10 protein-coding genes are annotated in these 13,812 nt (G+C 73.2%); 8 read left to right on the forward strand and 2 right to left on the reverse strand.

All coding sequences use genetic code 11. The features are described from left to right. Position 1 precedes the first annotated feature (1 nt). The 8 genes from NAEX_RS09560 (at position 2) to NAEX_RS09605 (ending at position 9,116) form a co-directional block, all read left to right on the forward strand. Complete coding sequence (locus NAEX_RS09560; protein WP_096327199.1) at positions 2-421, forward strand: ExbD/TolR family protein; 420 nt, start codon at positions 2-4, stop codon at positions 419-421. Next, complete coding sequence (locus NAEX_RS47550; protein ID WP_143140959.1) at positions 418-1,191, forward strand: energy transducer TonB; 774 nt, start codon at positions 418-420, stop codon at positions 1,189-1,191. The genes NAEX_RS09560 and NAEX_RS47550 overlap by 4 nt, the downstream gene beginning before the upstream one ends. A 28-nt stretch (positions 1,192-1,219) precedes the next feature. Then, positions 1,220-3,880 carry a TonB family protein gene (locus tag NAEX_RS09575; RefSeq protein WP_170135594.1) on the forward strand — a complete coding sequence of 887 codons (2,661 nt, stop codon included), beginning with the start codon at positions 1,220-1,222 and terminating at the stop codon, positions 3,878-3,880. 108 nt (positions 3,881-3,988) lie between these two features. Then, the gene (locus NAEX_RS49910) at positions 3,989-4,999 is read left to right on the forward strand and encodes a hypothetical protein (protein ID WP_170135595.1); all 1,011 of its coding nucleotides are present in this window, start codon (positions 3,989-3,991) and stop codon (positions 4,997-4,999) included. Between the two features lie 104 nt (positions 5,000-5,103). After that, positions 5,104-5,625, forward strand: coding sequence for an SMI1/KNR4 family protein (locus NAEX_RS49915; protein WP_170135596.1), 522 nt, complete (start codon positions 5,104-5,106; stop codon positions 5,623-5,625). A gap of 378 nt (positions 5,626-6,003) precedes the next feature. Further along, positions 6,004-6,705 (forward strand): geranylgeranylglyceryl/heptaprenylglyceryl phosphate synthase, encoded by a 702-nt coding sequence (locus NAEX_RS09595; RefSeq protein WP_096327205.1) that lies wholly within the window; start codon positions 6,004-6,006, stop codon positions 6,703-6,705. Then, a complete protein-coding gene (locus NAEX_RS09600; protein WP_096327206.1) occupies positions 6,702-8,318 on the forward strand; it encodes an adenylate/guanylate cyclase domain-containing protein in 1,617 nt (538 codons plus the stop codon). The genes NAEX_RS09595 and NAEX_RS09600 overlap by 4 nt, the downstream gene beginning before the upstream one ends. A gap of 126 nt (positions 8,319-8,444) precedes the next feature. Continuing rightward, complete coding sequence (locus NAEX_RS09605; protein WP_096327207.1) at positions 8,445-9,116, forward strand: hypothetical protein; 672 nt, start codon at positions 8,445-8,447, stop codon at positions 9,114-9,116. Between the two features lie 116 nt (positions 9,117-9,232). On the opposite strand, the gene NAEX_RS09610 is transcribed toward NAEX_RS09605, so the two are convergent. Next, on the reverse strand, positions 9,233-11,752 hold the full coding sequence (locus NAEX_RS09610) for a serine/threonine-protein kinase (protein ID WP_096327208.1): 2,520 nt from the start codon (positions 11,750-11,752) through the stop codon (positions 9,233-9,235). A 13-nt stretch (positions 11,753-11,765) separates the two neighbouring features. After that, the gene (locus NAEX_RS09615) at positions 11,766-13,601 is read right to left on the reverse strand and encodes a type VI secretion system Vgr family protein (RefSeq protein WP_170135597.1); all 1,836 of its coding nucleotides are present in this window, start codon (positions 13,599-13,601) and stop codon (positions 11,766-11,768) included. Positions 13,602-13,812: the final 211 nt, after the last annotated feature.

Raw genomic sequence — 13,812 nt, forward strand, 5'->3', positions numbered from 1 at the left:
CATGGCCGGAACGACAGACACCGGCGGCCGCCGCCGCGCGCCGATCGCCGCCATCAACGTCACGCCGCTGGTCGACGTGATGCTGGTGCTGCTCGTGATCATGATGGTCTCGGCGACCTACATCGTGTCGCAGACGCTCAAGGTCGAGCTGCCCAAGACGGCGACCAGCGACGGCGAGACCGCCACGGTCGCCGCCGTCACCATCACCGATTCGCACGCGCTCTACCTCAACAAGCAGCCGGTCAGCGAGGCCGAGCTGAGCGCCCGCCTGCGCGGCCTCTACGCCGAGGACAAGGGCATGACCCTGGTCGTCAGCGCCGACGAGCGGGCCGACCACGGCGCCGTCGTCCACGTCCTCGACCTCGCCCGCGTCGAGGGCATCACCAGCTTCGCCGTCAACGTGGAGCGCAAGACGCGATGAGCGAGCGGCGACGCCTGCCGGCCCGCGCGGTCTACGTCATCAGCGCGCTGTTCCACGGCGCGCTGTGGCTGGGCGTGCGCAACGTCGACAGGCCCGAGCCCCCGCCGCCCCCGCCGATCGTCATCAAGGTCACCGAGGTCCCGCCCGAGCCGCCGCCCGAGCCGCCCAAACCGCCCGAGCCCGAGCCGCCGCCGCCCGAGCCGGCCGCCGAGGCCCCGCCCGAGCCCGCGCCCGCGGTCCCGCCGCCGCCCGCACCACCTGCCCCGAAGGCCAGGAAGGCCGAGCCCAGGCCCGCGCCCGAGCCCGCGCCCCCGGCCCCGCCGGCCGCGCCCGACGTGCCCGACTTCGGCGTGCAGCTGTCGAACGGCGGCGGCCCCGGCGGTCTGTCCGTCCCGCAGGGCGACCCCGGCGGCAGCGGCGGCGGCAAGCGCGAGAAGGTCGAGACCCGGACCCGCTCGCTCGACGCCAGGCCGAAGAAGGCCGGGGCCGACGAGTGCGCCGAGCCCGAGGTCAAGCCGAAGCCGCTCGAGCTGCCGCAGCCGCAGTACACCGAGGCCGCGCGGGCGGCCGGGATCGAGGGCAAGGTCCGCGTGCAACTGGCGATCGCCGCCGACGGCAGCGTCACCGGCGTCACCGTGCTCGCCTCGCTCCACCCCGACCTCGACGACGCCGCCAAGGTCGCCGCCAGGGCCGCCCGGTTCGAGCCCGCGACCCGCTGCGGCAAGCCGGTCGCGACCACGCTCACCATCTCGATCAAGTTCACGCTGTGACCGCGAGCGCATGGCTGTCCTTTCGAACATGTATTTTAAATCAGCCGGCCTCGCGCTGCTCGCGGCCCTGGTCGCGCTCGCCCCGGCCGGCGCCGCGGCCCGCGCCTACGGCCCGCCGGCGCCGCAGCTGACCCGCGCGCCCGAGCTGGTCGAGTTCGTGCCGGCCACCTACCCCGAGAGCGAGCGGGCCGCCGGGCGCCAGGCCGCGGTGGTGTTGCGCCTCCACATCGACGAGACCGGCGCGGTCGAGAGCGCCGAGGTCACCGAGTCGGCCGGCCCGGCGTTCGACGCCGCCGCCGTCGCGGCTGCCCGCAAGTTCAGGTTCAGCCCGGCCGAGATCGACGGCAAGCCGTCGGCGATCAAGATCGCGTACCGCTACGAGTTCGAGCTCGCGTCCGCCGCCCCGACCACCGCCGCCTTCCACGGCGTGGTCAAGCGCCGCGGCACCGGGGTCCCGGTCGCGGGCGTCACCGTCACCGTCAGCGCCCCCGGCCTGGCCGCGCCCGCGGTCGCGGTCACCGACGCCGCCGGTCGCTTCGCGTTCACCGACCTGCCCCCGGGGACAGCCTCCGTCACCCTCGCCGGGGAGCGCCTGCCCGCGCTCGAGATCACTGAGGAGCTCGAGTCGGGCAAGGAGCACGACCTCGCCTACGAGGTCTCGCTGGTCGACCCCGAGCCCGAGGCGCCGAGCGGCGACGACCTCGAGATCGTCGTCGTCGCCCCGCCGTTGCGGCGCGAGGTCGTGTCGACCGCCGTGCGCGCCGAGGAGGCCGGCAAGGTCCCCGGCACCTCCGGCGACGTCCTGCGCGTGGTCGAGAGCCTGCCCGGCGTGGCCCGCAGCGCCGCGGGCTCGGGCCAATTGATCGTGTGGGGCGCCGCGCCGCAGGACACCCGCGTCTACGTCGACGGCGTGCCGATCCCGCGCCTCTACCACGAGGGCGGCCTGCGCTCGGTGATTCACCCGATGCTGGTCGACAGCATCGAACTGGTGCCCGGAGGTTACGGCGCCGCGTTCGGCCGCGGCCTCGGCGGCATGGTCTCGGTCGGCACGCGCACGCCCGACGGCAAGCGCGTGCGCGGCCGCCTCGCCGCCGACACCCTCGACGCCTCGGCCGTCGTCTCCGTCGCCCTCGACAAGCGCGAGCGCGTCCGCCTCGCCCTCGCCGCCCGCGCCTCCTATTTGAAGCTGTGGGCCGACCGGCTGCTCGACCCGTCGGCCCGCGCCTTCTTGCCGATCCCCCGCTACGGCGACGGCCAGCTGCGCCTCTCCATCAAACCTTCGGCGCGCGACCGCATCGAGATCGTCGGCCTCGCCAGCGGCGACCGGTTCTCACGCGGGATCCCCAGCGCCGACCCGGCGCTCGCCGTCCTCGACCAGCGGCGCCTCGACTTCGGCCGCGTCTACGCCCGCTGGACCCGCGACGACGACGACGGCGGCAGCCTCACCGTCACCCCCTTCGTCGGCTACACCCGCGCCCGCCAGGTCAGCAGCTACGGCGACGTCGCCACCTCGCTCGCCTCGTCGAGCTGGCTGGTCGGCGTGCGGGCGAATCGGCGGATCCGCGCCGCCCGCTGGCTTCACTTCGACGTCGGCCTCGACGCCGAGGTCAACGTCACCTCGCTCGCGCGCCGCGGCTCGCTCGGCCTGCCCGCGCGCGAGGGCGACATCCGCGTGTTCGGCCAGCCGCCGCCCGACCAGATCGGCGGCGACGACTGGCAGACCACCACGATCGGGCTCGCGCCCTACGCCCAGGCCGAGCTGTCCTTTTGGTCAGGCAAGCTGCGCGTCCTCCCCGGCCTGCGCGTCGATCCATACGCCCGCAGCGTCAGCCGCCGCAACCCGCCCGCCAGCGGCGCCCCGGCCGTCGGCCTGTTCGAGCAGGACTTCGCCGTCGAGCCGCGCTTCGCCGTCGTCGGCGAGCCGCACTGGCGCGTGCAATTGCGCGGCGCCGCCGGCCTCTACCGCCAGATGCCCGCGGTCGAAGATCTCTCGGCCGTGTTCGGCAACCCGCGCCTGCCGACCTCGCGCGCCCTGCACACCGTCGTCGGCGCCGCGGTCCAATTCACCAGGACCCTCTCGCTCGACGTCACCGGCTTCTTCACCCGGTCGGGTCGCCTGGCGATGCGCAGCCCGGTCGACTCGCCGCTGCCCGGCCAGGCCCTGGCGCCGATCGGCAGCGGCCGCTCCTACGGCGCCCAATTGTTGTTGCGGCAGGAGATGTACAAGGGCCTGTTCGGCTGGGTCGCCTACACCCTCATGCGCTCCGAGCGGCAGAACGGCCCCGACGCGCCGGTGCGCCTGTCCGACTACGACCAGACCCACATCCTCACCGCCGTGCTCGCCTACGCCTTGCCGCGCGGCTTCGAGATCAGCGGCCGGTTCCGCTACGCCACCGGCTTCCCGCGCACCCCCGTCGTCGGCGCCTACCACGATTCGACCTTCGACCGCTTCCAGCCGGTGTTCGGCGCCCACAATTCGACGCGGATCCCCGCCTTCGTCCAGCTCGACCTGCGGATCGGCAAGCGCTTCGCCATCGCCAGGACCCACCTCGACGTCTTCTTGGAGGTGCTCAACGCCTGGAACCGCAAGAACGCCGAGGAGATCGCCTATTCGCCGGACTTCGCCGCCCGCGACTACATCCGCGGCTTCCCCGTCCTGCCGGCCTTCGGGCTGCAGTGGGAATTCTGACCGCAATGACATGTCCTGAGAGACATATCATGGCATTCACCGCGACGCTCCGCGCGTCCCCGACCCCGCCCGCCGTCTGACCTTGAGCTGCCCCTGAGGACAGGTCCCATGCGCCATCTCCTCGCCTCCGCCCCGCTGCTCGCGTGCGTCCCCGACCTCGCTGTCGACCTCGCCCGCGTCGACGCGCCGCGCGTCCTGGCCGTCCGCGCCGAGCCGGCCGAGGTCGTCCCCGGCGAGCCGGTCGCGCTGTCGGCCCTCTACGTCGACGCCGGCGGCACCCTCGTCGACGGCCCGCTCGAGTGGGCCTTCTGCGGCGCCCGCCGCCCGCTCGCCGAGCTCGGGCCGGTCAGCCGCGCCTGCCTCGAGCGCGACGGCGACGCCATCCTGCCTCTCGGGACAGGTCTCGCCGTCACCGCGCCCGCCCCCGCGGACGGCTGCCGCCTGTTCGGCCCCGAGCCCCCGCCCGCGGTGGGCGACCAGCCGGCGGGGCGCCCCGTCGATCCCGACATCACCGGCGGCTACTATCAACCGCTCCGGGTCTCCGCCGGCGACGACGACGCCGACCTCACCCTGTTCCAATTGCGGATCACCTGCGGCCTGGCCGGCGCCGACCCGCAGCAATCCGCCGAGTACCGCACCCGCGCCCGGCCCAACCGCGCGCCCGCGGTGGTCGCCCTCGAGCGCGACGGCGACGCGCTCGAGCCCGGCGTCGCCGTGACCGTCGCCCCCGGCGACGAGCTCCCGCTGCGCCTGGTCTGGGAGACATGTCCCGAACAACCAACGTGCGGCGACGGCCTGTGCACCCTCGACGAGGCCGCCGACAGCTGCCCCGGCGACTGCGGCGGCCCGATCGGCTGCGGCGGCGCCGAGACCTACCTGCGCTTCGACCCGTCGACCCTCGAGCTGGTGACGACGCGCGAGGCGATCCGCGTCGCCTGGTACGCCACCGGCGGCCGCTACACCGCCGCGCGCACCGGTCGCTCGCCCGACGAGCCCGAGGCCTTCAGCGACAACACGTGGACCGCCCCCGAGACGGCCGGCGATCACACGCTCTGGATCGTGGTCCGCGACGATCGCGGGGCCGCCGTCTGGCGCGAGCTGTCCGTCCGCGTCGAGTGACCCGCTTCGACCCGGCCGAGCCGCAGACTCCGGCCCGCGGCGAGGCTCGCCGACGCAGCCGAGAGAGCATTGAGCGCGCGGGCTCGCCCGTGGTATGGGGCCCCATGCCCAAGCCGGCGAACTGGAAGAAGCTCTTGCGGGAACTGAGCGACAACCTGCTCGACGAGGCGCAAGACGAGGCGGACTTCTGTCTGGAACCGGAGGTGTACGAGCGCGTGATCGCGGACCACTGGCTCGGCCGCCCGCCGGCGTCCGAGGAGGCGCTCCGCGCCGCAGAGGCGCGCCTGGGGCTGTCGCTGCCGGCGGACTACCGGGCGTTCCTCGCGGTCTCCAACGGCTGGTACGGCTGCTTGATGTTCCCGAACGGCCTGGCCAGCCTCCTGCCGGTCGAAGAGATCCAGTGGTCGCACGCTTCGAAAGCGGACGTGGACTCGGTCATGGAGGACCACGCCCCGGAGCTGAAGGGGGTCGACCTCGGGCGCGAGACGCTCCTCATCGGGGAAGGCGACGGCAACGAGTACATCTTCTTGCACCCCGGCAAGGGCCCCTGGGGCGTGTGCAACTGGGACTACGAGATCGGGATCACGCTGTTTCCCAGCTTCGAAGCCTTGATGCGCTCGCGCTGACGTGGCGCCGCGCCGCTCCGCGTCGATCCCGGCCGTGAACCTGCGCTCACCGCTCGCGGGCGCGTCCTCGATCGTGCCCATGACCTCGTCGATCGCCCCGCAGCGAGCGCGCGTGTCGGGACCGTGGTCGACCGGGACGATCCGTCGTCGCGCGAGGATTGTCGGCACCGCGCGCGCTCACTCTCCACAATCGCGCCGGTCTCGACATTTGCCGTCCGCCGTCGCCGACCCCACTGTCACGATCGGTGGCGCCGCAGGGCGCGAGGGAACCCACGCCCCCACCTCGAGGCCGCTCGTTTTCGCACATCCGCGCGGACCGCGGTTGCGTTACCCTGGGGCTCGCAAGGCCCAGCGGGCCGGAGGACCGGAGGCCCAGTCGTGGAGCAGGACCGCAATTTCGTGTTCGAGCGCTACATCCCGCTGCTCGACCCCGACAGCTTCTCGGACCTCGCCTTCTATCGGGAGCTCGAGCGGATCGGCTACCGCCAGGTGCTGCTGGGCGGCACCGGCTCGGCCGACCTGCCGGGGCTGACGATGAAGCTCAAGGAGCACACCCGGTTGCAGGTCGTGCTCTACCCGAGCGGCCCCGACGCGCTGGCGCCGGCCGACGTCGTGCTGCTGCCCGACGTGATGAACTCCAACTCGCACTACGCGCGGCCGTTCGGGTCCGGCTCGGTGGCCACCGCGATGCACGTCGCCCGCCGCGGCCTCAACTTCATCCCGCTGGCCTATTTCATCATGGGCAACAGCACCGCGCGCTGGTACTTCGACGCGTTCCTGGTCCCGTCGCCGAAGATCATCCTCGGCTACGCCACCTACGCGCGGATGATCGGCTACCGCTACTTCGCGCTCGACTACGAGGACCCGGCGCTGGCGATCGATCCGGGCCTCATCGCCGCGCTCAAGCAGGTGCCCGGGCTCCACCTCGTCATCTCCGACGAGTTCGACCCCGCGAGCGGCCGCGAGGCGCTGCACATGGGCGCCGACACCGTCGTCACGCCCTCCGACATCTTCGAGGACGCCGGCGACCCGCTCCGCCTCGCCCGCGAATTCCACGACGCCCTGCTCAGGCCCGCGTGAACGACCCGCCGCACGACCCCGCAGGCACGTCCCCCCGCCTGCGCCTGCTCACCCGCCCGATCGCAGTCCCCAGGCCCGACCTGCCGCTGCCGCCTGCAGGCCGGCTGCTGCGCGTGTTCGCCGGCGCCATCGCCATCGGCTCGACCGCCGCCGCCGTCGGCGCCTATTACATCACCCTCGCCGCCGTCTTCCCGCCGGGCGCGCTGCCGCAATTCCTCGTCATCCTCGCCGGCCTCGTCGCCGCCTCGATCGCCGTCGTCTACCTCCGCCACCGCCGCCTCGTCGACCGCCTGGAGCCGTGGCTGCGCCGCCCGAGCGACAGCGTCGACCTCGACGCCTGGCGCCAGGCGCTGTCGTGGCCGGCGCGGCTGTCGATCTTCATCGGCCTGTCCGCGGTCGCCGTCAGCCTGAGCGCCGCCGCGATCATGATCGCCATCACCGGCGACGCGTGGCTCGGCCTCCACATCGCCGTCGGCGGGCTGCTCGCCGCCGTGCTCGACGCGATCTTCGCCTGGCTCTACACCGACGCCGCGACCCGCCCGCTGCGCCGGGCCCTGATCGCCCGCAGCCCGATGCTGCCGGTGACCGGCCCCGGGATCGTCCGCCTCGGCCTCGGGGCGAAGATGGCGATCGTGATCGTCGGCGTGCAGCTCGCCGGCGCGGTGATCTCGGGCACTCTGGCCTATCGCGGCGCGAGCGCGGCGGTGGCCGCCCACGAGCCGACGGCGCTGGCGCTGCACATCCTCGTGGTCACCGCGATCGGCCTGCTCGTCAGCCTCTCGGGCTGCCTGCTGGTCACGCGCCACACCACCGACCCGCTGCGCGAGCTGACCGACCTGGTCGGCACGCTGACGCCGGACCAGCTGTCGCGGCGGGCCCTGCCGATCGGCGGCGACGAGGTCGGCCAGCTCAGCGCCGCCGTCAACGGCATGCTCGGCGGGCTCGAGGAGCGCGACTTCATCAAGGACGCCTTCACCCGCTACGTCACCCGCCAGGTCCGCGACGTGGTGCTGCAGGGCGGCCTCGAGCTCGGCGGCGAGCTCGTCACGGCGACGATCCTGATGGCCGACATCCGCGGCTTCACCCCGCTGGTCGAGCACATGCCGCCGAAGCAGGTGGTGCGGATCTTGAACCGCTACTTCACCGAGATGGTCGAGGAGTGCATGGAGCACGGCGGCCTCATCGACAAGTTCATCGGTGACGCGATCCTCGTCGTGTTCGGCGCCCCGGTCCGGCTCGCTCCCGAGCTGTCCGCGCGCGCCGCGGCCCGCGCGGCCCTGGGCATGCAGCGCCGGCTCGCGCGGCTCAACGACGCGCTCGCGGCCGAGGGTCTGCAGCCGCTGCGGATCGGCATCGGCGTCCACACCGGCGAGGCGATCGCCGGCAACATCGGCGCGCCGCAGCGGCTCGACTACACGCTCATCGGCGACTCGGTCAACACCGCCACCCGCATCGAATCGGCGTGTAAGGAAGTCGGCTCCGACGTCCTGATCTCCGAGGCCACGCGGACCTTGCTCGGCGACGCGGCGACCGTCGGCGCCCCGGTCACGGTCCACCTCAAGGGCAAATCGCGCCCCACCGCGGTGTTCCCGCTGCTGGGCCTGCAGCCCTGAACGCCGGCGCTCGGGGTCGCCGCGGTTCGCGGGCGCGCCTGCTCGCGCGGTCCCGTTCGCCGCCGCGTTCGCGCCCGGGCCGCCCGCTGTGGACGGGGCGTTCGCCTGCGAGTACAAAGATCTGTCATGGGGACGAGCGACCTGAACTACCAGTGGGCGGTACGTCGGCCCGCATGGACGGTGCGGCAGGCCGGCGAGCTCGTGCGCAGCGTCGCCGACACCGTCGAGAGCGCGTGCCAGATGCATTTCCCGCCCTCGGAGGGCTTCCGCACCGAGGCCACCGAGCTGAACGGCCTGGTCGAGGGCGTGCGCGTGTCGGTGTCGCGCGGCGAGTTCTCGGCGGTGGTCAGCGCCCAGTGCTACGCCGAGCAGGTGCCCCAAGGTACATGTCCTTCGCGCCAGGTCGCCGTCCGCCTGGTCGCCGCCCGCCGCGACAGCCCGCCCCCGCCCCCGACGGTCCTCCGCCTGGTCCAGATCGCCGGCCCCGTCGCCCTGCTGCTCGGCGTCAGCGCGCTGGTGTTCGCCCTGATCTGCGCCGCCGCGGTCCCCGGCGTCGGCGGCTACTTCCGCCTGTCGCTGTGGATGAGCTTCATGCTGATGATGGCCCCCGCCGTGGCCTGGCTGGCCGGCGCGCGCACGTCGATGCAGCTCGAGGCGGTCGAGGCCAGCCACGCCGCCATGTCCACCCGCGTCGCCGCCCTCGCCGACGTCAACGCCCGCTGGCAGCGCCTGCTCGCCGTCGTCCACGAGCAGCAGGCCGTGGTCGCCCAGTACAAGGCGCTGCCGTTCCGCCGCTGACCTTTATTGATTTATCATAGGACATGTCCTCCGGTTCATGCGAGGCGCCGCGGTCTCGACATGTCCGGAAAGACATAGGGTGATTGTTCCGCTCGTGCGGAGACCCGCACCGGGCGTCAGCGCAGCGCCAGGACCAGCACGATCACCACCAACAACACCACGTTGACGGTGATGAGCAGCAGCTTGATCGGCGGCCCGGACGCCTTCGCCGGCTCGGGGGCGCGCGGCGCCGGCTGGCGCGCGGCGGCCGGCGCAGACGTCGGCTGCGCGGAGCGGACCGCCGCGTTTTGGGCCTCGACGCCGCGTTCGAGGTGCGGCGGCTCGGCGAAGGCCGGCCCCGGCGACAACATCTCGGTGCGCTCGGAGCGAGCCGCAGTCGCGTCGTCGCCGACGAGGATCTCGGTGCGTTCGGCACGCCCGCTCACGCTGTTGCTGACGAAGATCTCGGTCCGAGCGGGACGATGCGCCGGCGCCGATTCGTCCTCATCAGGATGCTCCGCCCGGTCCGCATGCGCTGCCGGTGTGTGGGTGCTCTCGTCCCCGAATCGCAGGCGCGCCATGGATTGCGAGGGGAGCTCGATCGTCTCCTCGGCCGGGCCGGCCGGGGATCGCGGGAAGTGCTCGGTCCGGGCGGAGGTGACAGAAGCCTGTACGAGCGGTTGCGGCACGACCTCCGTCCTCGCGGGGGTGAAGGCCGCCTGTACGAGCGGTTGCGGCACGACCTCCGTCTTCGCCGGGGTGAAGGCCGCCTGTACGAGCGGTTGCGGCACGACCTCCGTCTTCGCGGCGGGCGGGTTTGACCGCGGCCCGAGGACGTCGACCTCGTCGGGGTCCGGCTGCAACAGCTTCGAGTACTGCAGTGGGCGAGCGCTCGCCGACGACGTCCCGGGGCGTGGCCGCGTCCAGTCGATCTCCGTCTTGTTCGCCGCGGAGGCCACGCTCGTCGATGGCGACGACGGCATCGCCCGGACGGGCAGCGGTTCCACGGGCGGCAGGATGGGCCCGCGCGGCGGCGTCGACGCGTTCGAGCGCGTGGGCGGCAGCTCCAGAGGCGGCAGGAGCGGCCCGCGCAGCGGCCCCGACATCTTCGAGCGCGCAGGGCTCGGCGACGAAGGCTCTGCGGACGGCTGTGCGACGGCGCCCGGCGTCGACCCGCTCGCGCCCGCAGGGCTCGGCGCCGGCGGCAGCTCGAGGGTCGGCGATGCCACCCTGCCCGCCGACACGCTCGCGCCCGCAGGGCTCGGCGCCGGCGGCAGCTCGAGGGTCGGCGATGCCATCCTGCCCGGCGTCGACCCGCTCGCGCCCGCAGGGCTCGGCGCCGGCGGCAGCTCGAGGGTCGGCGATGCCATCCTGCCCGACGACGACACGCTCGCGCCCGCAGGGCTCGGCGCCGGCGGCAGCTCGAGGGTCGGCGATGCCGCCCTGCCCGCCGACACGCTCGAGCCCGCAGGGCTCGGCGCCGGCGGCAGCTCGAGGGTCGGCGATGCGACCCTACCCGGCGTCGACGCGCTCGAGCCCGCAGGGCTCGGCGACGCCGGCGGCTCCCAGAGCGGCAGGGTCGTGACTCCCCCCGGCGGCGCCGACACGATCGAGCGCGCAGGGCCCGGCGGCGCCGGCAGCTCGACAGTCGGCGTTGCGACCCTGCCCGGCGGCGACGAACCGATCGAGCCCGAGCTCGGCGGCGTCGCGCTCGCGGGGGCAGGCGCGCTCGCGGATCCGGGCAAGACCGGCAGGTCGCTGCGCGACAGATCGATCTCCGCGTGGTTCGGCGGCGCCTCGGCGGCCGGCGGCGTGGATCGGACCACCGACGCGGACAGGGAGACCGCGGGCGCGGGGCCGAGGCCGAGGGCCTCGCGCATGGCCTCCCGGAGCTCGCCCATGCCCGCGTAGCGCTGCCACGGCTCGACCGCCAGCGCCTCGGCGAACAGATCGTCGACCGCTCGCGGCACCCCCGGGACCAGCGACCGCAGCCGCGGCGGCAGCTTCGGCGACGGGCGCTCGCCCGCGATCAGCTCGAACAGCACGGAGGCGAGCGAGAAGACGTCGCTGCGGACATCGCCGCGGGAGTTGGCCTGTTCGGGCGCCCGGTACCCGCAGTCGTCGGCTCGACCGGCGACCGGCTCGAGCTCGCCGACGCCGAAGTCGAGGATCAGCAGCTCGTCGGCCTCGGTGACGACGAGACGCTGCGGGACGAGGGCCCGGTGCGGCACCCCGAGCGCCGCGTGGGCGGCCTCGAGGATCGCCGCCGCCCGCTCGCCGAGGCGGAGCGCCCGCTCCCACGCCGGCGCGCCTTGCTTCTGCCAGGACGGCGGACCCCCCTTTCGCAGGCGATCGAAGCTCCAGCCGACCGGTGGGTCGGCGAGGCAGAACGGCGGGTCGGGCGGCGCGGGCGGGACGTTGCGCAGCGGCACGACGCCCGGCAGCGCCCGCTCGGTCGCCGCCGTGACGACCCGCATCAGCTCCGACCACGCGGTCGGGGTGCAGGCGGCCGGATCGAAGAGCACGAGCACGAGCGGCCTGGCGGACCCGTCCGAGGTCGTGAACACGCGCGCGGGCCCGCTGCCGCGGAGGAGCGCGCTGAGCTCGAAGCGGCCGGCGAAGCGTTGGCCGGCGGCGGGTGCGAAGGCTTCGGGCACGGGCGCTCGCCGCTCAGCAGTTGATCTTCACCAGCCTACCGTTGAGGACAAGCTGTTCCGCGGCGAGGACGCTGATGTTGCCGCCCGCGGCCAGGGTGAGGTTGGCGCCCGCCGACACCGAGATGCTGCCCTCGGCGATGATGAACACGTCCGGCCCGTTCAGGACGACCCGCGCCGCGCCGCTCGTGACCTTGTAGAACGTGTCCTGCATCGTCGTGCCGGTCGCCGGGACCGTCGGCGGGGGCGTCGACGGCTGGGCGATCGTCACCGTGTGGACCGCGCCCACGAGGGTCGAATCATTGGTGCCGATCGTCGCCGTGCGGTTTTGGCCGATCGACTCGGTGCAGTCGACGCCGACGGTCTCGGTCAGGTTGTTGAGGATCTGCGTGTTCCAGTCCTTCTGCGCGTGGAGGAAGATCTCCTCGGAGCCCTTGCGATCCTCGAAGCGGAGCTCGTTGAAGCCGCCCCCGCCCGGCGAGCTGTCGCTCTTGATCGTGCTCTTGGTCTTCTCGGCCGGCAGCGGGTACGGGGTGTCGTTGCCGCCGTGGTAGATCCGCCCGATGACGATCGGCCGGTCGGGGTCGCCCTCGATGAAGTCGACGAGCACCTCGTGGCCGATCCGCGGCAGGAACATCGCGCCCCAGCCGTTGCCGGCCCAGGCCTGACTGACGCGGACCCACGTCGTGCTCGTCTCGTTGTGCAGGCCCTCGCGGTCCCAGTGGAAGTGCACGCGCACGCGGCCCTCCGCGTCGGTGTGCACCTCCTCGCCCTCGGGGCCGACGACGGTCGCGGTCTGCACCCCGCGCATCACCGGCCGCGGGGTCCGCCGCGCCGGGCGGAACGGCAGCCGCAGCTCGGTCACCGTGAAGCGGTTGCGATACGAGGTCGCGCCCGACTCGTCCTGGCCGAGCGTCTGCGGCTGGCTGCCGGTGTGCTCGACCTGGACGATGCGGTACTCGGCGTTGAGCTCGTGCTTCGGGTGGCCCGCCAGGGTCATCGTCCGCCCCGCCGACAGGCGCGGGCTGTCGCTCACGCCGGAGCCGAACCTGCGGTCGGACTGCAGCTCCTCGAGCCGCGTCTTCGCCAGGAACTGGCCCTGGTGCGGGCCGCCGCGCCCGGGCTCCTGGTACTCGCCCGGGAAGTCGTAGACCTCGAGCTCGGCGTTCGCCCGGGCCGCCTCCTGGGCCTCGAGCCCGAGGTCGGGCCGGTGGAGGTTGAAGTCCCGCAGCGACATCTTCCCGGGCCGCAGGCGCCCGCCGAAGCGGAACTCGAGGATGTGCTCGCGGTCCTGGACCGCGCCCATCGGCGGGTTGAAGTCGAGCGTCGGCGTGCCCTCGATCGGCAGGTGCGCCTCCACGTGGTCGGCCATCACCCACACGTGCCGCGCCTCCTCGTGCTTGAAGTAAAAGAAGATCCCGTCCTCTTCGAGCAGCCGGCTGACGAACGCGAGGTCGCTCTCGCGATATTGCACGCAGTAATTCCGCGGCCCGTATTCGGCGGTCAGATCGAAGGTGAAGAAGTCGCGCGGGATCCCGGCCGCGACCAGCACGTCGGTCACGATCTGCTCGGTCGTCTTGTCCTGGAACACGCGGCAGCCCTGGCGCAGGGCGAGCCGGTGGGCCAGCGGCGCGATGGTGAGCTCGTAGAGCTGGTGGCTCCGCGTCTGCCCGACGTACTCCGCCTCGATGACGACCCCGTGGACGAGCCGCGGCGCGTCCAGGCCGCGGATCTCGAGCAGCGCCGGCTGCCCGAGCAGGGTCTCGGGGTCGAGGTCCAGATCCGCGACCTCGACGTGGAACTCGAACAGGCTCGAGATGGCCTCCCGTCCGGTGAATCGGACGACCCCCATGGGAGTTCCCGCGACCTTCAGCTCGAATACGGTGAGACGGGTATTATCGACAGTCATACGTAGTTCGAGCGGGCGCGCGCTCCGCATTCGGAGGTTACACCCGCCGCGGACGCGAGGTCAAACGTGCGCGCGGGCGAACGTGAACGCTCAATCACGAATATGATCAGTTTCGGACGAACGATCGCGCGCACGCTCGTGCGGGCGCGCCCGC

It is taken from the genome of Nannocystis exedens, assembly GCF_002343915.1.
Taxonomy (GTDB): Bacteria; Myxococcota_A; Polyangia; order Nannocystales; family Nannocystaceae; genus Nannocystis; species Nannocystis exedens.